Origin of the sequence: Desulfosarcina variabilis str. Montpellier, from assembly GCF_048565275.1 — a bacterium.
In the GTDB taxonomy this organism is placed as follows: domain Bacteria; phylum Desulfobacterota; class Desulfobacteria; order Desulfobacterales; family Desulfosarcinaceae; genus Desulfosarcina; species Desulfosarcina variabilis.
In genome coordinates, this window is sequence record NZ_CP159846.1 from 7,162,168 (window position 1) to 7,188,825 (window position 26,658).

At 50.0% G+C, this 26,658-nt stretch carries 20 protein-coding genes and 2 riboswitches; of the genes, 2 read left to right on the forward strand and 18 right to left on the reverse strand.

Translation table 11 applies throughout. The features are described 5' to 3' along the window. Positions 1-141: 141 nt before the first annotated feature. From Dvar_RS32375 to Dvar_RS32460, 18 genes are all read right to left on the reverse strand, one after another. Positions 142-447, reverse strand: a complete 306-nt coding sequence (locus Dvar_RS32375; RefSeq protein ID WP_419664196.1) for a GNAT family N-acetyltransferase — start codon at positions 445-447, stop codon at positions 142-144. A gap of 202 nt (positions 448-649) precedes the next feature. Further along, positions 650-1,177 (reverse strand): lipocalin family protein, encoded by a 528-nt coding sequence (locus Dvar_RS32380; protein WP_419657262.1) that lies wholly within the window; start codon positions 1,175-1,177, stop codon positions 650-652. Positions 1,178-1,247: 70 nt separating this feature from the next. Further along, the gene (locus Dvar_RS32385) at positions 1,248-1,499 is read right to left on the reverse strand and encodes a hypothetical protein (RefSeq protein ID WP_419657263.1); all 252 of its coding nucleotides are present in this window, start codon (positions 1,497-1,499) and stop codon (positions 1,248-1,250) included. A 519-nt stretch (positions 1,500-2,018) separates the two neighbouring features. Then, a complete protein-coding gene (locus Dvar_RS32390; RefSeq protein WP_419657264.1) occupies positions 2,019-3,260 on the reverse strand; it encodes an IS91 family transposase in 1,242 nt (413 codons plus the stop codon). Further along, positions 3,244-4,125 carry a tyrosine-type recombinase/integrase gene (locus Dvar_RS32395; protein WP_419657265.1) on the reverse strand — a complete coding sequence of 294 codons (882 nt, stop codon included), beginning with the start codon at positions 4,123-4,125 and terminating at the stop codon, positions 3,244-3,246. The genes Dvar_RS32390 and Dvar_RS32395 overlap by 17 nt, the downstream gene beginning before the upstream one ends. Positions 4,126-4,596: 471 nt before the next feature. Then, positions 4,597-4,752 carry an NAD(P)H-dependent oxidoreductase gene (locus tag Dvar_RS32400; protein ID WP_419657266.1) on the reverse strand — a complete coding sequence of 52 codons (156 nt, stop codon included), beginning with the start codon at positions 4,750-4,752 and terminating at the stop codon, positions 4,597-4,599. 26 nt (positions 4,753-4,778) lie between these two features. Then, a complete protein-coding gene (locus Dvar_RS32405; RefSeq protein ID WP_419657267.1) occupies positions 4,779-6,632 on the reverse strand; it encodes a heavy metal translocating P-type ATPase in 1,854 nt (617 codons plus the stop codon). Positions 6,633-6,944: 312 nt separating this feature from the next. Beyond that, positions 6,945-7,946: a helix-turn-helix domain-containing protein gene (locus Dvar_RS32410; protein WP_419657268.1), complete on the reverse strand. Its 1,002-nt coding sequence runs from the start codon at positions 7,944-7,946 to the stop codon at positions 6,945-6,947. 640 nt (positions 7,947-8,586) lie between these two features. Continuing rightward, on the reverse strand, positions 8,587-9,753 hold the full coding sequence (locus Dvar_RS32415) for an ABC transporter substrate-binding protein (RefSeq protein WP_419657269.1): 1,167 nt from the start codon (positions 9,751-9,753) through the stop codon (positions 8,587-8,589). 34 nt (positions 9,754-9,787) lie between these two features. Further along, a complete protein-coding gene (locus tag Dvar_RS32420) occupies positions 9,788-10,801 on the reverse strand; it encodes a methyltransferase (RefSeq protein ID WP_419657270.1) in 1,014 nt (337 codons plus the stop codon). Between the two features lie 57 nt (positions 10,802-10,858). Further along, a complete protein-coding gene (locus Dvar_RS32425; protein ID WP_419657271.1) occupies positions 10,859-12,943 on the reverse strand; it encodes a TonB-dependent receptor in 2,085 nt (694 codons plus the stop codon). 159 nt (positions 12,944-13,102) lie between these two features. Next, positions 13,103-14,041 (reverse strand): helix-turn-helix transcriptional regulator, encoded by a 939-nt coding sequence (locus Dvar_RS32430; protein ID WP_419657272.1) that lies wholly within the window; start codon positions 14,039-14,041, stop codon positions 13,103-13,105. Positions 14,042-14,228: 187 nt separating this feature from the next. After that, positions 14,229-14,435, reverse strand: a riboswitch (cobalamin riboswitch). 177 nt (positions 14,436-14,612) lie between these two features. After that, on the reverse strand, positions 14,613-16,361 hold the full coding sequence (locus Dvar_RS32435) for an ABC transporter ATP-binding protein (protein ID WP_419657273.1): 1,749 nt from the start codon (positions 16,359-16,361) through the stop codon (positions 14,613-14,615). Then, positions 16,358-18,121, reverse strand: a complete 1,764-nt coding sequence (locus Dvar_RS32440; protein WP_419657274.1) for an ABC transporter ATP-binding protein — start codon at positions 18,119-18,121, stop codon at positions 16,358-16,360. The genes Dvar_RS32435 and Dvar_RS32440 overlap by 4 nt, the downstream gene beginning before the upstream one ends. Positions 18,122-18,187: 66 nt before the next feature. Continuing rightward, the gene (locus Dvar_RS32445) at positions 18,188-20,248 is read right to left on the reverse strand and encodes a TonB-dependent receptor (protein ID WP_419657275.1); all 2,061 of its coding nucleotides are present in this window, start codon (positions 20,246-20,248) and stop codon (positions 18,188-18,190) included. Positions 20,249-20,434: 186 nt separating this feature from the next. After that, positions 20,435-21,427, reverse strand: coding sequence for a helix-turn-helix transcriptional regulator (locus Dvar_RS32450; RefSeq protein WP_419657276.1), 993 nt, complete (start codon positions 21,425-21,427; stop codon positions 20,435-20,437). Between the two features lie 111 nt (positions 21,428-21,538). Further along, a riboswitch (cobalamin riboswitch) is annotated at positions 21,539-21,745 on the reverse strand. 251 nt (positions 21,746-21,996) lie between these two features. Further along, positions 21,997-23,010, reverse strand: coding sequence for a methyltransferase (locus Dvar_RS32455; protein ID WP_419657277.1), 1,014 nt, complete (start codon positions 23,008-23,010; stop codon positions 21,997-21,999). A 20-nt stretch (positions 23,011-23,030) separates the two neighbouring features. Next, the gene (locus Dvar_RS32460) at positions 23,031-25,139 is read right to left on the reverse strand and encodes a TonB-dependent receptor (protein ID WP_419657278.1); all 2,109 of its coding nucleotides are present in this window, start codon (positions 25,137-25,139) and stop codon (positions 23,031-23,033) included. 257 nt (positions 25,140-25,396) lie between these two features. Between Dvar_RS32460 and Dvar_RS32465 the strand changes: the two genes are divergently transcribed. Next, on the forward strand, positions 25,397-25,855 hold the full coding sequence (locus tag Dvar_RS32465; RefSeq protein WP_419657279.1) for a MarR family winged helix-turn-helix transcriptional regulator: 459 nt from the start codon (positions 25,397-25,399) through the stop codon (positions 25,853-25,855). 52 nt (positions 25,856-25,907) lie between these two features. Next, a complete protein-coding gene (locus tag Dvar_RS32470; RefSeq protein WP_419657280.1) occupies positions 25,908-26,465 on the forward strand; it encodes a class I SAM-dependent methyltransferase in 558 nt (185 codons plus the stop codon). Positions 26,466-26,658 lie beyond the last annotated feature (193 nt).

Genomic DNA, 26,658 nt, shown 5'->3' on the forward strand with positions numbered 1-26,658 from the left:
TGGCGGCGTGGGCAAGTCAATAGCTTGCAGCTCGCGAACGTTCAAGCCGCTGGAGACGGCATGAACGCCCACAATGAGGGGCCGGAAAACGAAATACGATAAATATTTTAACAATCACAACTATCTGAACGTCCATAGACTTCAAAAATCGCCGCTGTTTTTCCCGGTCCCTTCAATTGTGTTGTTCGGATTCATCTTTATCATGTATCTAATCCCACCGATTACGCCTTTATCCCCCCACCCTTGTTTCTTGTAAAAACCATATGCTCGAAGCATTGTGTTCACATCTGTCGTCAGCCATATTTTATCCCAGCCTTCTGCCCACAACCAGTCTTCCACTCGATTTAAAAGTTTTGCTCCTATACCAATTTTTTCGTATTCAGGAATTACGGCGATGACCCACATTTCCCCATCTTTACAAATGACCAAAAGGCGATATTGCCCTATAAAATAGGACGATTTTTATAACATCTGCATTTTTTTCAACTGGTTAATTTGGTGCGGCCCCTTTTCTGTCCCTTTTCTCTTTATGGAGTGTCCACCCATTTATCTTTTACAAGTCTCCAGATTTTCCCAGAGACTTTATCTATACGAAAAGCTTGCCACTGTTTGGGAGGAACCTCCGCCAAATAGATCTCATATAATGATGTTAGGCATTTTCATCGTGATTTACGAAAATCAATTGACTTGTATCAAAACCTAGTTCTTTTGATATGCGCTTGAACTTTTCAATTATTTCTTGTTGTAGATTCGGTGTTCGGGAAAGTAGCCATAGATAGGACGTATCTGGTCCAGAAACAAATGCATATTCGTAACCTTCTTGATCAATTTCAAAAACTACATATGACCCATAAAACGGACCCAAAAAAGAGACTTTGAGATAACCTATATTTACGTCATCGACAAAGTATGCTTTACCTTCAGCTACTTTCCATTCATCGTCTTCAATTGAATAACCCCGGTTTATGACAGAAACCCCGCCATCATCACGTATCGAATATTCAGCAGTAATTCTTTCAAGGCCACGTTCAAATGAGTGATCTAACCTTGCAATTTCATACCATTTACCCAAGTAACGATCTAACTCAAAGTTTTCCACCGGTGTCACTGTCTCCGGCATTCCAAGACACCCTGTTAAAATAAATGCTACTAATGTATAAAGCGAGATTCTCATCATATTACCTATCGTCGATTTGCCTAACGATTGAGCGCACCGGCCCGCTTTTTGGTTCCGGTGACGCGATGGGTTATGTTTCTTTGTTTATAAATGCTTTGTTTTCTTTTACTGACTCTAATGACCAGCCTTCTATTTTATATGATTCGATATATTCGTCTAATTCATCTTCTTCAAAATATTCATATTCTGTTTCGTTTTCCATTAATGGCTGTAGCATTTTCTCTGGCAATGATCCTTCGCGATGGGTTACTTCTGCTATCCTAAAAGGGAAATAGTCTCCCATTTTTTCATTTTTTAATTTTACCCATACGTGGGAGAGCATAAAATTCAACATTCTTTGAAAGAGATGCTAATCGTTTAATGCTTATTAGATAGAGTGTGACTTTTACTTTAATCATAATTCATTTGAAACATAAAAAAACGTAGAGAGTTTTATCCGTCGTCCCGCCATACCATTGAAAACGAAAAGATGCATTCCACTCAAAAGCTGATCTGAACTCAAAATCTATTTGTCGCGCTGCGGGATGATGGATAAAACTGGTTGGACTAAGACAATTTAGAACATATTCTTAAAATGACTACCATTTTATATGGGGATTGTAAACACAGGACTGCCTCGCTGGTTCTGGTACAAGGACAGAATTAAAATTCTGGGGGTGATCGTGATTGTTGAATGGGTGAAAACACCGGACAACCGATCCTTTTCGTCATCAATCGCAATTTATGAGAATGCCGATTTAGAGCATTTCATGACTTGAGGACAAACCAATCCCATTACTTTCAGCGCCTTAGAAATGCACGCCCAAGCTATCCCTGGAAAACAAGTTCGTGGATCGATTCGCTAAGAATCCTTATCGCTTACAGACGATGGCCTCAAAATATGGAAGGAACTGTTTCCGGACCCTTCCGGGATGTCGTATATCTTTTTCATCGTTCCTTGTTTGCAGCTTGGGCACCTCAATATGTCGATACCAGCCTGTGCCATCATTATTGCCTGGACGGATTGATCCTGCACCACGGGAATATCGGAGGACAAGTTCATCAACAAGCGGCACAGGCCAATGTTCTTTTTCTTGCTACGGTTCGATAAAAAACCATAATGCCGGATGCGCATGAACCGCTTGGGCAGTACATGCAACAAGAACCGCCGGATGAATTCGACCGCATCGAGGGTGACCGTTTCGGTCGTCTTGCGTTTCCTGTTTTTAATCGTGAACGTCACACGGCCGTCAGAAAAATCAGTGATGCGATGATTCGATATGGCAATTCGATGCGTATAGCGCCCAAGATAATCGAGCACCCATTCCGGGCGGTCAATGGGCGGTTTGGTATAGACCACCCATTTTTTCGACCAGAGCTGTTTGATCAAGCGCCGGAACCCTTGACGGGTCCCTAACGCACGGGTATTGCCGGGAAAGCACAACTGTTGCTTGCTATATGCATTTTCCAGATACGATATGAATTTTCCCCGGAAAACCTTGGAAAGCGCCTTGACCGGAAAGAGGAATTCCCCTTTGCTGCTTATCCATTCCTTCCCATTGTCGGTGAGCACACCACCGGGCACCAGGCAGTGCAGGTGAAAATGATCCATCAATGTTTGCGTACAGGTGTGCAAAATAGCGATTATTCCCAACTTACCGCCAAGGCCGTTATCCGGATTCTTGCCAAACTGCATCAATGTCTGGCTCGACGCTTGAAACAGAAAATCCAGCATGAGTGGCTTGTTACACAAAATCAAAGGATTCAACTCATGAGGCAGGGTAAAGACATTGTGGAAATATTTGACCGGCAAAAGTTCGGCTTGCCGTGCAGATAGCCACCGTTGCTTGGTGATGGTCTGGCATTTCGGGCAATGCCGGTTGCGGCACGAGTTGTAAAGGATGCGTTCGGTTGCGCATTGATCACACATTTCAACGTGTCCGCCAAGATAAGCGGTACGGCAATTTAAAATGTCGTAAACGACTTTGTAATGTTCCGGCGGCATCTTGTATTTTTTGAGATAGTCGCCGATGTGGGTCCGTAAAATATCCGCCACTTCCACCTGACGGTTTGTTGGTTGGGGACAACTATTGATTGGATTCATCGTTGTCCTCCCACGGCGGCGCCAGTCGTTCAGGCTCTTCAATGAAATCCAATGGGCTCTGGACCTTTGCCAGTCCGTTTCTGGAAACATGAAGATAGACCATGGTGGTGGACAACGAGCGATGGCCCATGAGAATTTGTATCTTGCGCACATCATAACCGGCTTCCAGCAGATGCGTTGCAAAGCAGTGCCGAAGGCAATGAATGCCTCTGCCTTTGGTGATGCCGGCATCGCGTTTGGTCCGGCTGTACATCCTCTGAATTGATGTGATGCTCATGGGAGTGTTTCGGTTTTTACCGTAAAACAGCCAATCTGTCGGGCGATATACCTTCCAATAGGCCCGCAGTTCCTTCAGCAGTTTTTTGGAAAGCAAGGTATCACGATCTTTCATGCCCTTGCCTTGATAGACCCGGATCACCATCCGTGCACTGTCGATGCTATTGACTTTCAGTGCTGCCACTTCACTGACTCGAAGTCCTCCAGAATAAGCCGTCATCAATATCAGCCGATGCTTGAGATCCGCCGGTGTATCGATAATCATGCGAACCTGATTTCTACTGAGGACTTCAGGCAAAATTTTCGGTTTGCGACGACTTGGCAGATTCAATGCGATGTCACAATTTTCCAGCGTGTACTGGTAGAAAAACCTCAGTCCTGAAATGATAACATTTCGCGTACTGGGGCTTTTCCCTTCATTCTTAAGATGAAGCAGGTAGTCTTCAATTTCTGTTTGCGTTAAAAGATCTGGTGACTTCTTGTGAAATTTTGCCAAACCTTCCACTGCAGCCAGGTATGACTGATGAGTCCTTGGTGAGAAATCTTTTAGCTCCATTGCCCGGACCATCTTTTGACGTAGTTCTGACATGAGTTCCCTCCGTTGCATTATAAAATTGTGAATTACGGGATTACACCGCTGGAGGGAACGATAACTGAAACAAAGAAAAAATGGAAACAAGGAAGGAATATTTATAAAAACGGTTAGTTAACTGCCGCGTAGCGGCTTAATCCAACCTAGTTTAGACGTCCTAATAGGCGCTTTATAATACGCCCATTTTGCAGACGAAATCGATTTAGAAGCCCAGATGGGCTTCTAAATCCCGAATATCCTGGTTTAGGAGCCCAATTGGGCGCCTAATCATTTGGCTATCAGGGTCATAACTTCGTTGTTTTTCCCAACAATCGGAATTATACCATGTCGATCTTTCCGAGTGCGATTAGGGGCACCGCCTCGCAGAGCACGACGGGCATTGGCGTTTTTTGTGCTCAGCGAAGCGGTGCCCCTAATCGATCATTATGAAGCTAACGAATGAAACTCATTTTGGTTCTATCCTCTAAACTAGGCATAAGCATCTGCCTTCTGGTAGAAGACTCTGTCCAGAAAACCACACAGCGACGCATTCGGGCCGGCAAAATAAACGGGAGATCCGACAATAAAGCCATCGGCCTGTTTCAGCAGATCGATGCATTCATTGACTTTGTCGTCCTTGACCACGCAGTACCCTGTTTTTCTCAACTGGATTATAGGCGCTTCGGAGTCGATTCACCGCGCACCAGCCGGGCGGAGTTCGTCACCACCAGCACCGAACTCAGGTGATGAACCAGGGCCGCGGCCCAAGGGGAGAGGAGTCCGGCGGTGGCGAGCGTGATGCCCACGGTGTTGAAACCGACGGCCCAGGCCAGGTTCTGGTGGATCACCCGAATCAGCTTTTTCCCGGTGCGAATGACGGTGAGAAGTCCTGCGGCGTCCTCCGGCAGGATGAGGATGTCGGCAGATTTCACTGCCAGCCCGGCCCGCTCCCGACCGATGGAAACCCCAACATCCGCGGCGGCCATGGCCACGGCGTCATTGACCCCATCGCCCATCATGAGCGTGGGAGCCTGTGACCGCAGCGTTTTCACCATGCTTGTTTTTTCCGCAGGAGTCAATCCCCACCTGCAGTCATCGGCGTTGACCCGGGCCGCCACCCGTCGTACCTCGGCATCTTCGTTGTCGCCGGAGGCCATGATCACCCGGTCGACCCCCAGGTCGTGAAGCGCGCATCCCAGACTTTGCGCCCCTTCCCGCAATGCATCCTGAATGGTGATGACGCCTGCCACGACACCGTCGATGCCAATCCAGACGGGCCGGCCCTCGATCTTCAGGTCCGAATCAATGTGTATACCCATGGCGGCCATTGTTTCGGAAGTCCCAATGATCACCTCCTGGCCCCCAACCCGCGCCCTCACGCCAAGCCCCGGCAAGTATTCGGCCCCTTCGGTCTTCAAAGGCTGCACCCCCTTTTCAGCCGCAAGGGACACCACGGCTTCGGCAATCGGATGGCTGAACTGCGATTCCACCGAGGCGGCGATGCGAAGCAGTTCCGTCCTTGAGGAGCCAAAGGATTCGATGGCTGCCACCGTGGGTCTGCCCGTGGTGACGGTGCCGGTTTTGTCCAGCACCACGTTGGCGATGCGTCCCGCCGCCTCCAGGGGCACGCCGCCCATTGCCAGGATGCCCCGTCGGCTCAGCCCGCCGATGGCGGCGGCAAAGGCCGTGGGAACGGACAGGGCCCATGCGCAGGGGCATGCCACTGCGGTTACGGCGGCCATCCGGGAAAGCCCCGCCGCCGCATCCCCGGAAAAAAACCAGGTGACGGCAAACACCCCAATGGCATAAAGCACCACGCCGGATATGAAAACCTGGGTCGTCCGTTCAGCGGTCTGATGCATTTTGGGTTTCGCTGTCATGGCATCACGCATTTCTTTTGCCAGCAGGTAGAGAAACCCCTTGTCACCGGCCTTTTCGGCCCGGACCTTGATAGGCGCCGAAAGACAGACGGCGCCCGAGAGCACGGCATCGCCGGTCTTTCTGAACTGAGGGAAGGGCTCGCCGGTGAGGGCGGACTCATCCACCGATGCACTGCCCTCCACAATAACGCCGTCCACCGGGATCATCTCTCCCTGGGGAACAATGGCCACATCTTCTGGGAGCACTTCATCCACTGCCAGAACCCTTATTTTCTCTTGACGAATGACCCGGACACTGCGGCCCGTTTCCCGGGCCAGCGCGTCGATCCGGCGCCGGGTTTTTTCGATGATGGTCAGGGAGACGGCGAGCCCCAGGCTGATGAACCACGCCACCAGGGCGCCGCCCAGGGGTTTTCCGGCCAGAAAGGTAGCGATCATGACCGTCACCACCAGAAGGTCCGCCGTCACCCGTTTGGTCCGGACCATGGCCAAAGCCATGGCCCGGGCGTACATGGCAAAGCAGACGATATAAAACCCCATACCAATCCAGAACGGCGGTTTGAAATTTGAAAAATGGTGCCATGAAAATCCGAGCACCGCCCCTGCAGCAATGATCATGCGGACAAAAAAAACGTTTGAAGACACGATTCCTTTTCACCTCTAATTCTGAAATGTCGCGTAAAGCGGCACCACCACGAAAAATAACCACAAAATGTATTTTTGAGCCCTATCAAAAATAGAGATTCCTAATAGCAGGCGGGCAGGATTTGTCAAACTTTTTTAAACGGCGATGGTATAAGGGCGCAGGAAAAAAATAATTACACCATCTTGCTTGTCCTTGTGCCCGTCTACGGCGTTCCATCCACCGGCACAGATTCCAAATATGCACCGGCGAATGCGCCTTGTAGACGGACGCAATTCCGGCGCAATCTGGTGCAATTATTTTTTTCCTGCACCCTAAGGCGCGCCAATGCAACGACTGGGAGAAGAGCCGAACTGTTTTTTAAAGGCCTGGGAAAAATGGCTGATGCTATCGTATCCAACGGCGTAGGCGGTCTCGGTGACGTTAAGGCCGTGGTCGAGCATTTGTCTGGCCTGGTTGAGACGCTCGGTGCGTAAGTACTCGAAAACTGTCATGCCGTATAGCTGGCGAAAGCACCGGTTCAATTTGGGATGGGACATACCGGCTTCCCGGGCAAGCTGGCTCAGTCCAGGCGGGTTTTCCAGATTGCTGACCAGAAGATCCCTGGCCAGTACGGTACGCTTTCGGTCGCTCGGATGCAGACGATACCCGTCTGGCGGGGGCTTATGCGAGTCATCCGAGAGCTGCTGGAGTTGATAGGCAATCAGTTCCAGGGCCCGGCTCTCAAAGAAAAGCTTGCGGGGTATGCCGCCGAATGGGCAGCTTAGCAGTTGCTGCAAAGCTATACGCGTAGCTGGTGTAATCGCCTGAATATGGCAAAACAGATTGTCCTGTTTTTTCTCCAGGATGTTACGCAAAGCAGGATGAATCGATGGTAAATCAGATTCAAAGTAGGATCGCAGCTGTTCGGGTAAGATGATAATTTCGACCTGGCGAAAGGTCATATCCACATCCATATAGCTGGTTCCGTTGGGATCCGGGCAATAAAAAACCCCCTGTTTTCCAGGCGACATTTCAACGGTTTGTTTTTGACGACCATATCGACAAATTGCTGTTCCAGAAAGGCAGAAGTTGAAGGCAAAGGCAGCGGGATGATCCGTGAGCGAAAAATGGATGGGTTTGTGAAACTGGCAATCACCGGTCCAGACGTCGAATCCGGGCCGGATTTCGGTTTTGATGAATCGTAGATTACCAAAAGTACCGGCGCCGCTCCAGCAGCATTCGAATCGTTCAATAAGATTACAGTTTAGATTCAATGCGGTCTGGGCACAAAGACCGTTCTGGGGCGTGTAACAAATATGATTGGGTTCCAGCATCTGACTATTCCTTGTTGCCCCCCAATGTTGCATAAAAAGATTGAGAAAAACCGCCAATTGCTACAGCCATCGAATACGAGACTTATCCGACGATCATTTTTAGAATCAACCACCGGTGCATTCCAGAATGGGGCGAATCTTTCTCCATCTTTTCCCCTCCGGTTTTTGCAACATTGGGGTTACACCTGATCGCACCGTAAGCTTGAAATAAAAAAAAGGCGCATTGGGCTTGAGCGATCCCCCCAAAAACGCCTTCACTTCATACGCACCATTAAATCGGCCGCATACCGTAAGGAACCCCTAAATTAGTTAGGCAGATCTATTTCTATAGATGTGTCTCCAGGGCTTTGTCAACCATTTTTATTTTTCGTTAGATAAAACAGCTATGAGCGGATGATTGCGGCACGTATCCCAAACGTTTGGCGATATCATTCCCACCCATTTTCCGTAAGTCAATCCCATCCAGGAGAAAATGAAAGCGTTACCGACAATCAGACAAGGTCCTGAAAGAATGCCGCCACCAAATATTTTTGCCAAATTCGCGCCACCCCCAGCTGCGGAAGAGATCCTCGATATATAAGGGTCTGCCAAGGGTTGCGGTATTTTGCAGTTCTCTGTTCATACAATTTCTAATCTTTGATCATTTGTTCGGATAAACAAATACACCGTTCCGGGACAGATCATGATCAAGCCGCATAAACCTTTTGAGGTACGCCTGGTGTACCGCTTGGGGATTCAGATCCGGGAACAGTTCCGGATGAAACCATTTGGCCAGATAGGCGTATCCAACAATAAACTGGGGCGTGGCAAAAAACTCGACCGGTATCACGTACACTTGATTGTTTTTTACCGCTTCACTGCCAGAAAAGGCTGGCAGATCCATTACCTGTTGTCGATGGTGTCGCACAAGCGCAGGATCATCAACACCGAAACCAAACCCGCCGTGAATGTAATCCATGATGATCAGCATATCTATCTTTTGAGTAACCAACCATTCCGCATCAACAGAGGGTACCCATCCCCCCCTTGACGGCAGTTTCGCTGCAGTATTAGCGCATCCGGTTATTTCATTTCTCTTTGGGATCCCGGCTAATTCATCTGTAAACGTCTGCATGTCGTCGACGCTGCCCCATCCGGTTTTAAAAAAAACCGTTGGTTTGTCTGTAACTGTTTTTGTTCTGTTGGATATCATTTCCAGAATAGCGTTGAACCATTCAATATACGCTTCTGCCTCTTTTTCTTTGCCAATCAGAACCCCCAGCGTCTCTAGATTGGCAATGAATTGTGAAGCGTCATGAAAATCAAGGACAGCAACCGGGATATTCGGCTCCAGGTGGGCTACCATTTCATCAAACCCGCTGACCGGGATGTTGGCCGCGAGAAAAAGATCTATTCCGGCACCATATATTTTTTCATAGTTGAGTTCATATACATTTTGTCCGGATTTGACCACTGCAATTTTATCAAGACCGGGAAATATCGTCTCATCCAATCGCCTGCATCTTCCGGCCACCTTATCCCAGGCATCAAGAATCATTAACGCGTCAGCGGTTGCGATATGACTGAAGGCGATTCGTTTGACCGGATGCTTGACTGTAACCTTCCTGCCCATGCCGTCTGTGATGGTCTCATAGCCCGTTTGGGAGGAAGATTCCTTTTTTACTGTATGCGTCTGGCTCGCTGCCAGGTTAAGAATAGTATTACCCGGTGCCTGAATTCCTTCTTGCCAGATTTTCCCGCTCGCCAATGCGACGTGGACGATGAGCAGCACGATAGCCAGCAAAGCAGCTAATGATTTTTTCCTCATTTTTCTCTTTGGTTTCTGTTTTCATCACCATTGTTTATTTTTTTGCAATATCCAGCTCCAAGGGCATCATGGACGTTTCAACAATCGTGCTGTCCACGGCCGAAAACCCAACGTTTCGCATGGCGTCGGCGATTTCACCGCTATTGAACATCAAATCCTGTCCCGAAAACATCCATGACATGCAGCTCAATACAAATGCCTCCGGCCGGGTACGCTCATGCGTGGCGCCATCGGCCAGACTGACGAATACGCCCCCCGGTTTGAGGGCGCGATAAATCTTTTTGATCATGGTCTCCAGGTCAAAGCGAGCAAAATTGAGCGTTGCGCTGGCCCAGATCAGATCATAATCCTCACCGATGGGATCGTTGAGGTAATCACCGGCCATGGTCGTTACCCGATCGGCCATCTCATACTCGGTGATGAATTCCTCGGCCACCTTGGTTACCGCCGGTTGATCAAAAACAACCCCTCTCATGCTGGGATGTTCGGCCACGATGGCAATGCAGTGTAGCCCCGGTCCGCCACCCAGATCCAACATTTTCTCAAAGGATTCAAAACCATCGATTTGGGCGACCCTGGCGGCCATTTTTTGAGCGGTCCCCCCCCGTTCGTAGTTGGCCATGGACCGGGCATAGGCTTCCCAGATGGCTTCACCCCCCAAATCGGATGGCGCGTCACGGGGACCAAAGCGCACCGTATGCCCCATATCCGCCAGAACACCGGCGGACATTTTATCCATGATGGAAAACATCTGGCCTTGGTAGGCCGGGCTCTGACTGTGCAGGGCCGCTTGCGTGTCCGGACGGTTGTGGTAACAGCCATCTTTTTTATCCAGCAGCTTCAATGCCGTCAGACCATCCAGCAAAAACCGCGTGTACATGGGGTGGGTGCCTATCTGAGCGGCCACCGACTGGCTGGATTGCGGCGTTGCCAGGTAATCGAAAATGTTCAATTCAATGGCGGTAAGGAGCAATTTCGTTTTGGTGCGACCATTGATGATGTCATAGAGTGTATCCATTCGAATATCTAAATCAGGTAATTTTTGCATACGGAGTCTCCTTATTAAATTCTCTGTATTATTTATCCCATGTTTGCCTGCATGGTTTTAAAATCGGCAAGTCACCTGCAGCCCAACCGCTCCCGGATCGCTGTAAACGGCGTAATAACCGCTCCAAAAGCCAAAAGAATCGTATTGCTCGTCGAAAACATTTTTGCCATAGAGGTAGACATCAAAATGCGCTGTTTCATATCCGATCTTGGCATTGACGATTTGGTAGGCATCCCGTTTGTATTCGTTGGCCTTGTCAAAGTACATCTCTCCGTAGCCGATCAGATCGGCCCTGGCATATAAGCCATTGCAAAAACGGTACTGGGCGCCAATGCTAAAGGTGTACTCCGGGGCGTAGGGATTTTTATTCCCTGCATAATCCCCCATCACATCTTTGAATTCATCGAATTCAATATCGATGTATCCAAAGCCGCCAATCAGGCTAAGCCCATCGGTGACGCGGGTGGTCATCTCCAGCTCGATCCCCTTGCCGGTTGCTTCGGCTGCGTTGGTCAAATAGGTTTCAGCCGGTGCAACAGACTCGGTCACCTGCATGCCGGAAATATCCATCAAATAAGCGCAAGCATTGACAACCAACCGGTTGTCAAACAGCGTGCTTTTCGCGCCGATTTCATATGACCACAAGTCCTCTTCATCAAAGCTGTAGTATTGCGGATCCGAGGCAATAAAATTAAATCCGCCGGAACGATACCCCTTGGAGGCACTGACGTAGGTCATCATTGCCGGTGAGAAACTATATTTCAGGGCAAGCTTGGGAGTAATCGCATCCCATGAATCATCGATTTTCTTTCCGCTGATATGATCTTCAAACGTTTGCTCTTCCGTCTCATAGCGCAAGCCGCCAACCAGGCTGAACCGCTGAGACAGCGGATACGTCAGGTTGGTAAAAACAGCGTATGCCGTCCCGTCAATCTCCCTGTCCTTGACACCCGCCATGCTGGGATAGTCTGAGAAGGTTTCAGTATGGATATCTTTGAGATCCTTATCAGCATAGATTCCCGTAAGCCACTTCAGGCTACCATTGTCATAGTCCAGGCGCAGTTCCTGGGACAATTTACTGTATTGACTATCCTTATCGGTATGCATCAATGTTGCCGGGCTAAAATCCCAATCATTGGCAAGCTTGTCATCCTGGACGCTTCGCGCCGTGACCGACGTCAGTTGAAACGACCCGTTGACCTCATAATCGATTTTAAGGGATTGGAATTGGGATGCGCTATTGTTCTCACTTTTAAAATTGGAAGATACCTTGCGATACTCAGCAGCAGGCATCCCGAAAGCGGCCGCCCCGGTTTCTCCCAGATTCATCTTTACCCCACCCTCGTCGTATTGGATTTTTGATGCAACAAGAGAGATGTCCCACGGATCCGTCGGTGTCCACCTCAAATGGGCCCTGCCGAACCAGTGCTTTCTATCATCAAAGGGTTCGCCGGTTGTCGTGTTCTCGATAAACCCGTCTTTTTGGTGGAATTTACCTGCAATGCCGATAAAAAGCTTGTCTGCGAGGATAGGGCCGCTAAGGTTTGCGGTATAGGTCTGCGCCAAGCCGTCACCGGTCTCCTTGGAGAGCAGCTTGCCTACATCGGCGGACACTCTGGTCCGGAAATCGTTGTCCGGCTGCCGGGTAATGATATTAATCGCCCCGGTTTCCGTGTTTTTGCCATACAAGGTCCCCTGGGGCCCTCTGAGTACCTCTACGCGTTCAACATCGAGAAATGAATCCTCAAATCCAATATTTGACAGGACCGGGACACCGTCTACAAAAAGTCCGGCAGATACCGTCAGCGTCTCAAGGGGGGCCTGAATCCCTCGCATGGACGGTGAATACATGCCAGGGCCGCCATTGCAAAAAATCATGAAATTGGGGACAAAATCGGCAAGGTCAGTCACGGACTCAATTTTCCTGTCCTCAACCCCTTGCGCCGTGAATGCGGTGATCCCCATGGGTACGTCCTGAACATTTTCCTCTGTTTTCTGTGCCGTGACTGTCATGGGCTCCAGAAAATCTGACGTTTCAGACTCATTTTGGGGTGTTTGTCCGGCGATGACCGGCGGGATGGCTGAAAACAGCAGAATAACCGCGCATAGCAAAATCAATGGTTTTAAAAACATTTTCATCATGCTTCCCTTCTTCGCATCAAGGCTTTTTGATCTGACGGACCCAACCACGCATACTCCGGCCAACCGAGAGCACTTCAAATTGCCAAGGCTGCAGATTATAGTATATATGCTGGACCGGTGCTGGTAACTGACGCTCTTTTATTAGCCCGATCGTCTTTTTTAATGAGAATTTTTACTGGGCAGGTAACCAAAATATTTTTTAAAGGCCTTGGTAAAGTAGCTGGGGCTGGAATAGCCCACCATAAAGGCGGCTTCAGTGACGTTCATGCGTCCGTCGGAAAGAAAGGCCATGGCCGTTTCAAGACGCCGGTTGCGCAGGTATTCAAAGGGGGTGATACCGTAAACCATACGGAAACAGCGGTGCAGTTTGCTTCGGCACATTCCAACCGATCGGGCCAGTTGATTCAGATCGGGCCTGTTTTCCAGATCACCGGCCAGCAGACGCGCGGCTTCCCGGACACGATTCATGTCCGAGGAAGGCAGTGGCCTGGTGTTGGGGTTCAGGCTCTCAATGGCTTCGATTTGATCGATTTTATGGGCCATCAGTTCCAGGACCTTGCTTTCAAGAAAGAGGCGCCGGGCCAGTCCCTGGTACGGACAATTGAGTATCTGGAACACTGTGGTGCGCATGGCCGGTGTAATTTGGCCTTCATGGCGGGATATCCCGGCTGACAGATTCTCAAGCTGTGACGGCAGGACATCCATCTCCGCTTCGACAAAGGAGCAAAACCGCTCCAGATCCATCAGGATCGTAACGCGCAAGAACCGTTCCGTCCCGATGGTTTCAATCAGACCGGCCATGTTCGGAAAACAGTTGAAAACGGCATGACCCGGCTTGACCACCTTTTCCTCTTTTTGGCCCGCCGGCTGTATGCGACTGCAGCCCGATAGGCAGAAGCCAAATCCAAGGGGCGCCAGGGGAGGAACATACTCCAGGACGATGGGTCGTCGAAGGGTATAATCCATCGTGATCAATTGCATCCCGGATTTAAGACGGACGCTTTGAATGTGCCCCTTTCCTATGGACGGGGAAAGGGTGATCCGTTCATTTTTGGTTATATCCGTTAGGACTTGAAGCGATAGAGATATTTTTTTCATTTCAACCGTTTCCTGAAAGCTAGGCCGGGTAGTCCATCAACCGTTCAAAGTCATTTCCTCCCTCAGAAATCAGTTGCTTGAGATCAAAATAAAAATCCCCGCTTCCACAATACAATGGAAACGGGGATTCCGTGTTCAATCCCTGACGGCGCAACGACAGGCCGAATTGACTCCTTACCCGGGAGCGATGACAAGCCCATCCGCAGGCAGGTCTTCTGGCTTCACATCCATCCCGGCGGCCTTCCCGTTCGAGCATTGCCGAACAGTGACACGCATTGCCAGGATGCCCGCTTTGAACCAGTCAAAGCATATGTGTTACAGCGGCGGGTCCGCTCCCGACTTTAACGGGATTCCCTCATAGGTCCTTGCGAACGCCTGCGAATTAACAAACGATGTTGTTTAAAACATCTCAGATTGTGCCATGTCAATCGTTTTCCTAAACTGGGCGATTGTCGAGCTTAGGTTTTTATTGCCTGGCAATATCCAGTTCCATGGGCATCATGGGCGTTTCTGCAATCGTACGCGCTATGGTTCTTTTTGATGAAGGAACCCCGCTGCCCGTGGGAGCCTATCAATTAACCAGATTCCCTTTCATTTTCCAACTGCGGGCGGTTATCCGCTTCGTCCATAATCGATGATAGACGCCTTGTTTTTCCAGCAACGCCTCGTGCCTGCCGCGTTCAACAATTTCTCCCTTGTCAATGACGAGAATCTGGTCCGCATGCCGGATGGTGGACAATCGGTGGGCAATGACGATCAGGGTTTTGTTGTTGACAAGCGCCCCGATGGCTGCCTGAATGTATTTTTCGTTATCCGGGTCGATGCTGGCCGTGGCCTCATCCAGCAGCACAATGGGCGCATCCTTGAGGATGGCCCTGGCGATGGAAATTCTTTGCTTTTCACCGCCGGAAAGAGAGCTTCCCGCTTCGGTGACCAGGGTGTCATACCCCTGGGGCAAGGCGCTGATAAAATCATGACATCTTGCCGCGCGGGCCGCAGCCATGATTTCTTCGTCGGTGGCATCGGGTTTACCGAATCTGATATTGTTTTTAATGGTGTCATGGAACAGATAGACCCGCTGAAACACCATGCTGATATTCTCCAGCAGACAATCGGTGGTCATTTGCCTGATGTCCGTGTCGCCGATAGTAACCGCGCCCTCGTTTACGTCCCAGAACCTGACAATGAGATTGGCAATGGTTGTTTTGCCGGAACCCGATTGCCCCACAAGTGCGGTCATGGTGCCGGGCCTGGCGGTGAAACTGATATTTTTCAACACCGTTTTGTCATCGTAGGCAAAGCTGACGTCCTGGAATCCAATCTCGTGATTGTCGATGATAATATCCCGGCCATCCCTCCCCATGATGGGTTGATTTTTCAACGCCTCATAACGATTGAGGCCTGCTTCTCCCACTGCAAAGGTAGGAATGGCGCCGCCCAGATTCATGGCCGGCAAAAACACGTAAAAGGCAAAGATCACAAAAACCAGCGTAAACTCAATGCCAAGCGTTCCGTCTTTGTAAAATACAAGGCTGGTCCATAGGATCAACGCTGTGGCCACAAGAAAGCCCGCCTTGTAGACAAAACCAGGCGGGATATAGCGTTTTTCAAACCGGATGCTGCCCGCTTTGGTATCTCGGATGGCTTTTTTGGCGGTCTTGGCTCTCTTCCCCGCAATATTGAACGCCTTGATGACCGAAATCCCCATGGCGTATTCCAGGATGGCCTCGGTGAGCTTGCCCTGCTGTTCCTGCCTGAGGGCCGACTCCTCCCGGCAGATCTTTTCTATCCACCCGGCAAGCCCTATGGACACACCCGACACAATGATGGCAATGGCACCGATGCGAACATCGGCCACGGACAGCATCACACAGCCGATCAGGGTCATGGCAACGGCGGTGACCATGATATCCAGATCCCGTATGGCCCTTTCCTCAATAAAGGTGAGATCGGTCGAGATGATCGCGGCGACCCGGCCCAGATTCCCCCGGGTAAAAAATCCCATGGCAAAATACCGGAACCGGTCGCCGATACCAAGCCGCTGCCTTTCGCAGGCATCGTAGGTCGCCAGAAACATGAGATGATCAATCAACCAGGCGAGCAGTATCCTGATGAGAACCGCCGACAGCATGACCACAAACACCAGGAGAATGTCGCTTTCAGTCAGCGTGTCATTGGCCAGTTTTGTAAAGGCATAAAGAAGCATGGCCACCGGCACATTGGCAAACAGGCTTTCAAAAAAGGCCAAAAAGATTCCCCGCTGAACCCGTTTCCGATGCCGGCCCAAGAAGGCCATGATGCGTTTGTAATAGGCAATCATCTGGTGCCTCCTCCCACGTTGATACTCCACCCGGCAACTTTTTCATGGGCCTGCCACAGCCGCCTGTAAATCTGGCTTGACTGCATCAGCTCCCGATGGGTGCCTGCCTGGTGCACCTTGCCGCCATCGAGCACCACAATCTGGTCCGCATGCACAATGGTGGACAGACGATGGGCAATGACAATCACGGTTTTGCCAAAAATCAACTCCCCCAGGGCATCCTGGAGCTTGTCCTCGTTTTCGGGGTCGGTGAAGGAGGTTGCCTCGTCCAGAATGATAATCGGCGCGTTTTTGATGATGGCCCGGGCAATGGTGATTCGTTGCCGCTCCCCGCCGGACAGGGTCGAGCCGGACGCCCTGACAACAGTATCGTATCCGCCGGGTGTCTGCATGATGAAATCATGGCAGCAGGCGGCTTTGGCGGCCTTGACAATTTCTTCCTGGGTGGCGTCGGGCTTGCCGATGCGGATGTTCTCCTTGATGGACATGCGGAACAGAAAATTGTCCTGGGACACATAGCTGATGCACTGCATCAGATGATCAACGGGAATATCCCGGACAGAGATCCCGCCGATTTTGATATCCCCGCTGTGATAGTCCCAAAAGCGAACCAGAAGCCTTGCCAGGGTGGTTTTGCCTGCGCCGGATTCACCCACGAGCGCACTCAAGGTATTTTCAGCAAAAGACAGCTGAATATCTTCCAATACATTCTTGTCCGTGTAGGCAAAACACAAATCCGATATGTCAATATCAAAGCGTTTCGGCATCTGAGGATGACCACTGGTGCACAGTTCTTCCTCCTGGAGAATGGCCAGAAGATGGGCGGATTTCTCACGTAGCACGGCAACGGCGGGTGCAAAAGCCATCAACCGCAGAAGCGGGCCGCCCATGGAGAGGGCCAGCATGATCGAAAGGACCAGCTTGCCGATGGCCAGTTCCCCGGCCATATGGAGGTACAACCCCGCGGGCAAGGCAAAAAGAAGCGGAGAGGTCATCACCACCTTGTAAATGGCCGTGTATTTCCATGAGGACTTGGCCCAGTCGGCGGTGTAGGTTTTGAAATCCGTGACAGAATCGCTGTACTTTTTATAGGATGTGGCGGTTTGGTTAAAAACCTTGATGACCTCCATGCCGTTGATATAGTCAACGATATTGTCATTCATGTTTTTTGAGGCCGCATAATAGGCCTTCAGTTTTTTTACACCCTGAAGCATGACGAGCAAAAAGGCGGTCATCCCGATAAGCATCACGCCCAGTGTTGCCAGGGCCATTTTAAAGCTGATGACAAAAAGCGTGATCATGGCGACAACCAGCGTGGCAATATTGCCGATGCCCTCGGGTATCATGTGCGCCAAAAGCAGTTCCATTTCCTCGACATTGTCGACAAAATTCTTTTTGATTTCCCCATGCCCCCTTTTCCGGACATTTCCCATGGGCATTTTCAAAAGCTTTTCCGCAAGGGCCGCTCTCAAGTTGGCCAGGATGCTGTAGGCCACAAAATGGGAGTGATCCAGCCCCAGATACTCAAGGCCGGTTTTTACGAGCAAAAAAACAAGAACAAGTGCTGCCACGGTAACCATATAGCCTGTGGGTAAAGGGGCGTTGGCAAATAGTCTCGTAAAGATATGGGCAACCACAAGATAGGCCGCCATATTTGCCACGCCGCTGAGCAATAGCTCGCATACGGAGACAATCAGTCTGCCCCGGTAAGGGGCGGCAAAATCCAGTATCCCGTTCGGTTTTCGTATTGCTTCTTGCATAATCATCCCTTGGCTGTTTCTTTCATCGGGTATGGGCATCTCAGTTCCGCCACCGCCATTGGGCATTTAAAACCGCCAGTTCACTTGCAGACCAACCTCTCCCGGATCGCTGTAGATCGTGTAAAATCCGCCCCAATAACCATAGGAATTGTATTCCTCGTCAAAAACGTTTTTACCATAGAGATAGACATCGAAGCGTTCGGTTTCGTAGCCGATTTTGGCATTGACGAGTTGATAGGCATCCCGTGAATACTCATTTGCCCGGTCGAAATACATCTTGCCATAGCCGATCAAGTCCGCTCTGAAGTATAAGCCGATAGAATTCCGGTATTGCGCACCGATGGTATAGGTATAGTCCGGCGTATAGGTATTCCGATTGCCCTCGTAATTACCCAGCTCATCGGAGAAGTCATCGAATTCCAAATCCGTATACCCAAAACTGCCCATGAGGCTCAGTCCTTCGGTTACCCTGACCACTGCATCCACCTCAACCCCCTTCCCCGTGGCCTTTGCGGCATTGGTCAGGTAAGATAGGGTTGGCGAGACGGCATCATTGACCTGCATATCGCTGATGTCCATATAATAAACCGCGCCGTTGAGAATGATTCGGTTGTCCAGCAACATGTTTTTGATTCCGATTTCATAGGACCACAACTCCTCTTCATCATAGCTGTAGTATGGAGAATCGTTTGGTGCCGACGCGTTGAATCCACCGGAACGATACCCTTTTGACGCGCTTGCATAGGTCAGGATCTCGGGGGCAAAATGGTATTCCACGCCTATTTTGGGTGTAACGGCATCCCAGGAATCGTCGAATTGTCTATCGTCGAGATTATCTTCAAATTCCTGATCCTGCTGTTCATAGCGCAAGCCGGCAATCAAATTGAGGTGCCGGGTCAGTCCATAGGTAACATTGGCAAAGGCGGCGTAGGTGTCCCCTTCAATATCCCTGTCGGTGACACTGGCTATGCTTGGATAATCCGATTTGATCTCGGTTTTCAGATTTTTATAGTCATTGTCATAATAAAGGCCGAACAGCCCTTTTAATTGCGTCGAGGCATAGTTCAGCCTCAGCTCCTGGGCCATGGCCTTTAATTCATGATCTTTTACGACATGGGATAGCGTCTGGCTGGTGAAATCTAAATCGCCATCGGCTTTATCATTGTACGCTCTTCTTGTGGTAATCGACGTCAATGTAAACGAGTTGTTGATATCATATTTAATTTTTAGCGCTTGCGAATTTTCACGTGGTGTGAGCGTTCCATCAAGATTGGATTCAACTTTGCGATCCCCAGGAATGGAAACCCCGTACATGGCCGCGCCGTATTCCCCCAAACTCATATTTATCGATCCGTCGTCATGTTCAAGCATCGTAGCAATCAATGAGATATCCAGTTGATCCATCGGTGTCCATCGAAGATGGGCCTTACCCGACCAGTGTTCTCTGTCATCGGCGGTATCGCCGGCGGTTATGTTCTCGATATATCCATCGCGTTGATAAAATTGCCCGGCCAGGCCCAGAAAGAGTCTATCCTTTTGTATCGGGCCACACACATTGAACGAGATGTCTTTTTTTAGCTTATCCCCGGCTTCAGCGGATAGCATCCGACCCAATTCACCGCTGACTCTCCCCTGGAACTGGTTGTCAGGCTGTGCGGTGATAATATTGACGACACCGGCTTCCGTGTTTTTACCATACAGGGTGCCCTGCGGTCCCCTGAGAACTTCTATGCGCGCTATATCGAGCAGTGCATCTTCATATCCGAATGCCGACAAAACCGGTACGCCGTCGATGAAAAGCCCGACCGACGTCGTATAGGAGAGAAACGGTGCATGAATCCCCCGCATGGATGGTGTATTGATGCCCGGTCCACCTTCATTGAACACCATAAAATTGGGCACGAAATCCGCAATTTCGCTGATTGATTGGATTTTCCTGTCCTCGATGTCCTGCTCGCCGAACACGGATATGCTCATCGGCACGTCCTGAACGTTTTCCTCCTGCTTCTGGGCCGTAACCGTCATCGTTTCCAAACTGACATCCGTTTGCTCCCCGGCAATACCCGATGTCGCAATACAGCAAACCAGCAAAAGTCCTCCCATTATCCAGCCACTCAGATTTTTCATCCCCCCTCCTGTTCCTTGCCCATGCAATGAAATGGGCCCAGACCACAAAGGCTTGCCGAGCCGGTGGTCAATTAGCGTGACAACCCCGTGCTCTTACACCGGAAAGGGTTTGGTCTGCGAATCCCATTTGATTTTTTATTTGTCCGAAATGAATGATAAAAAGGGAATTGAAAATTCAGATGTTTACTAAGCATTAACAATGCACTGATGAGGATTCATGCCGAATTGATTGCGAAACGCCCTGGAAAAGGAGGACAGGCTGTTGTATCCCACCTCAAAGGCCGCCTCCGTGACGTTCACCTGACGGGATTCCAGCAGCTGCTTTGCCTGCTGCATTCTTATCTTTCTCAGATACCCAAAAGCGGTGGTATCGAACACTTGATGAAACCCACGGTTCATTTTGGCGTGTGACATTCCAACGGATCGGGCAAGGTCAAACAGCGTTGGCGGGTTTTGCATATCTTCGGCTAAAAGCGATGCAGCCTGATGGATCTTTTCGATGTCCACCAAGGTGCTACCACCGACATCCAGAGGCGTCTGTGAGCGCCGGTCAATCTGCTTCAACCGGCAGGCAATCAATTCCAGCGTTCTGCTCTCGAGAAACAGCCGGCGGGTAGGCCCGGTGAGCGGGCAGCGCAGGATGGATTCGACGGCAGTGTGGATTTCCGGTGTAATGGCGCCGGGTTGATAATACCAGGAGTCCCTGGATCCATCCGCAATTGATCTGAATGCGCTCGGAAAATGTTCACAATCGCCCCCCACAAGCGTGTTAAACACGTTGGGCTCGATAATGATCGAAAAAGAAATTCTACGCGTATCCTCGCCATCCACGACGGTGCCGGACTGGCAAGGAAAATAAAACAGCGGGCACTCACCTCCACATGTTGTCACGGACCGGTCCATTCCCACACAACGGCCTTGCATTCGACCGGAAACGCAAAATCCGAATCCAAACCCGGGCCGATTGCAGGTGACCTGCCACACACAATCCTGTTTCACCTGATAGTCAGCGATAAACAGACAAAATCCCGGACGGAATTCTATTTGTTTGATGATGCCTGTACCGATCATCTCCGGTAATTGCCAGCATGCTTCCCCAGACCCCGTAAAATCGGACCAAACACCGCCGGACAGATCCATTTCATATCCGTTTATCGCTTTTATGGTAATTTGGTGCATAATAACATGTCCTCAAAATAAAAATCCCCGCTTCCACAGTGGAAACGGGGATTCCGTGTTCAATCCCTGACGGCACAACGACAGGCTGAATTGACTCCTTACCCGGGAGCGATTACAAGCCGATCCGCAGGCAGGTCTTCTGGCTTCACATCCATCCCGGCGGCCTTCCCATTCGAGCATTGCCGAACAGTGACACGCATTGCCAGGATGCCCGCTTTGAACCAGTCAAAGCATATGTGTTACAGCGGCGGGTCCGCTCCCGACTTTAACGGGATTCCCTCATAGGTCCTTGCGAACGCCTGCGAATTAACAAACGATGTTGTTTAAAGCATCTCAGATTGTACCATGTCAATCGTTTTCCTAAACTGGGCGTTTCAAATTTCTTCGAATTACAGACTGTGTAAATTTTATTGTGTATTTCGAAGTTTTTCCTCATAAATTTGAAACCCGTTGGGATTGCCGATCTTACCGCATCTACCGCGTTAGGTGGCTTCCCGCATAGGCGACTATAGCGGAAAGCCACCTGCCTTGTATCTGCGGCAAGCTCGACAATCGCCCAGCTTAGGTTTTTATTTCCTGGCAATATCCAGTTCCATGGGCATCATGGGGGTCTCGACCGTCGCGCTCTCCACGGATGCAAAACCGGCACGCTTCATCGCCTCGGCGATTTCACCGCTGTTGAACATGATATCCTGCCCCGAGAACATCCAGGCCATGCTTCCCAGGACATAGGCCGCAGGCTGGGTACGCTCTTGCGTGAGCCCATCCGCGTGGCTGACGAATACGCCGCCCGGTTTCAGGGCATGATGGATTTTCTCGATCATCGCGTCCAGTCCGGCACGCGCGAAATTGAGCGTCGCACTGGCCCAGATCAGATCGTAGCCTTCGCCAATCGGGTCGTTTAAATAATCACCGCCCATGGTCGTCACCCGATCCGCCATCTCGTACTCGGCGATGAATTCCTCGGCCACCTGGGTTACCGCCGGTTGATCAAAAATAACCCCTCTCATGTTGGGATGTTCGGCTACCATGGCCAGGCAGTAAAGCCCTGGCCCGCCCCCTAGATCCAGCATTTTCTCAAAAGATTCGAAGCCCTCAATCTGCGCGATCCTGGTGGCCATTTGTTGGGCCGCGCCACTCCGCTGGTAGTTGGCCATGGAGCGGGCATGGGCCGCCCAGATGGCTTCGTTGCCTAAATCGACTGGCTCATCTGAAGGCCCGGAGCGTAACCGCTGGCCGATATCCGCCATGATGGATGAGGACATCTGGTCCATCATGGAAAACATCTTGCCCAGGTAGGCCGGGCTCTGGCTGTGAAGCGTCACCTGCGTATCCGGGCAGTTGTGATAGCAACCATCTTTTTTAAACACCAGGTTCAATGCGGTGAGACCGTCGAGCAAAAAACGGGTGTACTCTGGATGCGTGTCCAATTTGTCGGCCACTGCCTCGGCGGATTGCGGCGTGGACAGGTAGTCAAATACTTTCAACTCAATGGCCGCAAGCAGTAATTGGGACTTGGTGTGGCCGTTGGCGATATCGAACAGTGAATCGATCTGCAAATTTAGTTCAGGTAGTTTCTTCATGATAATCCTTTCATTGTTGTTTAAAAACGACAGGTCACCTGCAACCCAACTTCTCCCGGATCGCTGTAGATGATATAGTATCCATCATAGTAGCCATAAGAATTGTATTCCTCGTCAAAGATGTTCTTGCCGTACAGGTAAACGTCAAGATGCTCGGTTTCGTATCCGATCCGGGCGTTGACGAGCTCATAGGCATCCCTTTTGTACTGGTTGGCCCGGTCCAGATACATCTCTCCGCAGCCGATCAGATCGGCCCTGGCATACAGGCCGCTTTGGAAACGGTACTGGACACCGATGTTGAAGGTGTATTCCGGGGCATAGGGATTCTTGTTACCGGTGTAATCCCCCAGGGCATCCTTGAAGTCGTCAAATTCAATATCGATGTAGCCCACACCGGCCATCATGCTCAGGCCAGAGGTAATGTTTGCCGTCATCTCCAGCTCGATGCCCTTGCCCGTGGCTTCCGCCGCATTGGTCAGGTACGACTCCATGGGGGTCACGGCCTCGGTCACCTGCATATCGGTGAGATCCATCAGGAAAACGCAGCCATTGATCATCAGCCGGTTGTCCCAGAACAGGTTTTTCGATCCGATTTCATAGGACCACAATTTCTCCTCATCGTAGGAATTGTATTGGGGATCCGAGGCAAACGTGTTGAACCCGCCCGACCGGTAGCCTTTGGACACACTCACATAGGTCATGGTGGATGGTGTCCAGTTGTATTCCAGGGCCAGTTTGGGAGAGATTTCATCCCAGGAATCATCGATGGTGGTATTGAGGATATGATTCTCGTATTCCTGGTCCTGGATCTCATAGCGTAGGCCGCCGATGATGCGAAGCGACTTGATCGGTGCATAGCTGATCTGGCCAAAGGCGGCGTAGGCCTCACCATTGAAATCACGACGCGTCGTGGATGCCATGGCCGGGAAATCGGAATCCGATGCGAAACTGAATTCATTGCGGTCGTTGTCATAATAAAAGCCCGCCAGCCACTGCAGGTTTTCGGACGATGAATCCACACGCAGCTCCTGGGATATCTTGGTGTAGGTGCTGTCCTTATCCGAATGCATCAGCGTCATCGGGCTGAAATCCCAGTCATTGGCCATTTCATCGTCGAAGACCCGCCTGGCGGTGATGGACGTTAGCGTCAGCGTATCGCTATAATCGTAGTTAATTTTCAGGGCCTGGGTATCCGTGCGAGCCTGGTTGCTCCCTTGAAAATTGGAAGCCACCTGACGGTCCGCAAATCCGGACAGCCCGTAGGCGGCGGCGCCAAATTCGGTCAAACTCATATTGACGGCATCGTCGTCATATTGAAGCATCGAAGCAATCAGGGAGACATCCACCCGGTCCGCCGGCGTCCAGCGCAGATGTGCCCGGCCAAACCAATGCTGCCTGTCATCGACGGTATCACCGGTGAGGGTGTTTTCCATGAAACCATCCTTCTGGTAGAACTTTCCGGCGATGCCCATAAAGAGTTTATCGGTTTTAAGGGGGCCGGAAAGATTGAGCGTGTAGGACTGTTTCAACCCGTCGCCGGTCTCAAAGGAAAGCAGTTTGCCCACATCGGCAGAGACTTTCGCCCGGAAGTCGTTATCCGGCTGCCGGGTGATGATGTTGATCGCCCCGGTTTCCGTGTTCTTGCCATAGAGCGTGCCCTGGGGTCCCCGCAGCACCTCTACCCGTTCGATGTCCAGAACGGTATCCTCGTAACCGGTGGAGGACAACACAGGCACCCCATCTACAAAAAGCCCGCTGGACACCGTCAGGGTTGTCGCGTTGGCATAGATGCCTCGCATGACCGGGGCGTTCATGCCTGAGGCCCCTTCATTATTGATCATGAAGTTGGGCACATAATGGGATAGTTCCCCGATCGATTCAATGTTGCGGTCCTCGATTTCCGTTTGGCTCATTACCGTGACACTCACCGGCACCTCCTGAATGTTTTCCTCCTGCTTCTGTGCCGTCACCGTTATTGTTTCGAGTTCAACGGCTTTGCGTGATCCCGTTTGCCTATCCGTTTCCTCAGCCAAAACAACACCAGCTCCAGCCGTCCAACTGATGATACCAAGCAGAAGCAAAACCCAAGTGAAACCGGCTTGAACCACCCCATCCAGTCCTTTTTTCATCACCGTTCTCCAATCCGCTCATGTTCAACCCATATGGCTCGATACTTTTATAAACCTAAGTTAATTTGAAGCTACTAACAAAGAAGCCCTATATCACTCCGATCGACTTTCCGGCTAACGCTCGATGAACATTTATTGACGCAAAATGAAAAAAGACAGGCTCTCAGAGGTCACCCCAATAGCGATAAAAATTTGAATCGTTAATGTCGGGAATTTTTTGTTGACATTGGCGTTTAGCTTATATACACAATCTGGTTATGAACGAGAACAACGTATCACCCCTTGCGATTGCTGAAAAATTTAGCCGTGTGGTCAAGTTGTGGCATAATTTGGAAAAGAAACCACAGAAATTTGGCACTGATGAAGATCTTTACAGTTCGGAAATACATCTGATTGAAACGATCGGAGAAAACAATAATTTCAGTGTTACCGATATTGCCAAGCAGTTGGGTGTGACCAAGGGAGCCGTGTCTCAAACACTTAAAAAGCTTGAAATAAAAGGTCTTACCGCTAAACATGTCGATCCGCATAATAGCTCAAGGGCCATTGTAGAACTGACATCCAAAGGGAAAATGGCATTTTATGCGCATGCGCATTGGCATGAACAAATGGACGGTGGATTCAAAACGTACATGAATAGCCTGACACAAGAACAAATGGATCTGATATATGAAGTGCTGTCCAATGTAGAAAATTTTTTAAACCTCAGGTTGTAATTTTTTTTGAAATTAGCGTATAGCATATAAACACTTAAAAAAGAGAGGTAAAATGAAAACAGCATTTTTCGGAAATAGAATGGACCGGATGCCGGACGTTGCTTTCAGGATGATGGCAGCCATATTCAAGGTAAGAGATAAATTCTTTACAGTGGACAACCTTCTTGATCAATTTGAGATTTATAAGGGCCAGACGGTTGTTGATTATGGTTGCGGGCCCGGTTCATATATCAAAAAAGCATCTCAACTGGTTGGCGATAACGGGCAGGTAATGGCCGTGGATATCCATGAACTTGCCATCAAGTCGGTTGAAAAACGAATTTCCAAGGAAAACCTCTTTAATGTAACTGGGCATGTGGCTAAAAACGGCGCATGTCCACTTGCAGATCGTACCGCAGATATCATCTACGCCTTGGATATGTTTCACATGGTAGGTGACCCGGGTTCATTTTTACAGGAATTGAATCGAATCTCAAAGCCATCCGGCTTTTTATTCATCGATAACGGCCATCAAACCAGAGATGAAGCCAAGGAGAAGATCATGGCTTCAAAAAAATGGGAAATAGTAGAAGATAATAAACGGTTTATGAAATGCCGGCCTATTGGATGAGCAGAAATTGCCTGTCTTAAATTTGACGGATTCGTGAAAAGTCCGAGATCTGCGCCTGCGATTCATCCTTTTAAGGCCAAGACCAAAAGCGTCATGGTCAGGCAGGCGCATAGTCTTCCCGTAATAAACAACAGCCATTTTCTCTTCATCTCAGTTCCTCTCATTCCAATGGATCAAATGCGGGTACCCTGCT

Excerpts from the sequence above, each read along its gene's own strand:
- Dvar_RS32380 (WP_419657262.1), bottom strand. The coding sequence starts at position 1,177 with ATGATGAGAATCTCGCTTTATACATTAGTAGCATTTATTTTAACAGGG.
- Dvar_RS32385 (WP_419657263.1), bottom strand. The coding sequence starts at position 1,499 with ATGCTCTCCCACGTATGGGTAAAATTAAAAAATGAAAAAATGGGAGAC.
- Dvar_RS32390 (WP_419657264.1), bottom strand. The coding sequence starts at position 3,260 with ATGAATCCAATCAATAGTTGTCCCCAACCAACAAACCGTCAGGTGGAA.
- Dvar_RS32395 (WP_419657265.1), bottom strand. The coding sequence starts at position 4,125 with ATGTCAGAACTACGTCAAAAGATGGTCCGGGCAATGGAGCTAAAAGAT.
- Dvar_RS32410 (WP_419657268.1), bottom strand. The coding sequence starts at position 7,946 with ATGCTGGAACCCAATCATATTTGTTACACGCCCCAGAACGGTCTTTGT.
- Dvar_RS32415 (WP_419657269.1), bottom strand. The coding sequence starts at position 9,753 with ATGAGGAAAAAATCATTAGCTGCTTTGCTGGCTATCGTGCTGCTCATC.
- Dvar_RS32420 (WP_419657270.1), bottom strand. The coding sequence starts at position 10,801 with ATGCAAAAATTACCTGATTTAGATATTCGAATGGATACACTCTATGAC.
- Dvar_RS32425 (WP_419657271.1), bottom strand. The coding sequence starts at position 12,943 with ATGATGAAAATGTTTTTAAAACCATTGATTTTGCTATGCGCGGTTATT.
- Dvar_RS32430 (WP_419657272.1), bottom strand. The coding sequence starts at position 14,041 with ATGAAAAAAATATCTCTATCGCTTCAAGTCCTAACGGATATAACCAAA.
- Dvar_RS32435 (WP_419657273.1), bottom strand. The coding sequence starts at position 16,361 with ATGATTGCCTATTACAAACGCATCATGGCCTTCTTGGGCCGGCATCGG.
- Dvar_RS32440 (WP_419657274.1), bottom strand. The coding sequence starts at position 18,121 with ATGCAAGAAGCAATACGAAAACCGAACGGGATACTGGATTTTGCCGCC.
- Dvar_RS32445 (WP_419657275.1), bottom strand. The coding sequence starts at position 20,248 with ATGAAAAATCTGAGTGGCTGGATAATGGGAGGACTTTTGCTGGTTTGC.
- Dvar_RS32450 (WP_419657276.1), bottom strand. The coding sequence starts at position 21,427 with ATGCACCAAATTACCATAAAAGCGATAAACGGATATGAAATGGATCTG.
- Dvar_RS32455 (WP_419657277.1), bottom strand. The coding sequence starts at position 23,010 with ATGAAGAAACTACCTGAACTAAATTTGCAGATCGATTCACTGTTCGAT.
- Dvar_RS32460 (WP_419657278.1), bottom strand. The coding sequence starts at position 25,139 with ATGAAAAAAGGACTGGATGGGGTGGTTCAAGCCGGTTTCACTTGGGTT.
- Dvar_RS32465 (WP_419657279.1), top strand. The coding sequence starts at position 25,397 with ATGAACGAGAACAACGTATCACCCCTTGCGATTGCTGAAAAATTTAGC.
- Dvar_RS32470 (WP_419657280.1), top strand. The coding sequence starts at position 25,908 with ATGAAAACAGCATTTTTCGGAAATAGAATGGACCGGATGCCGGACGTT.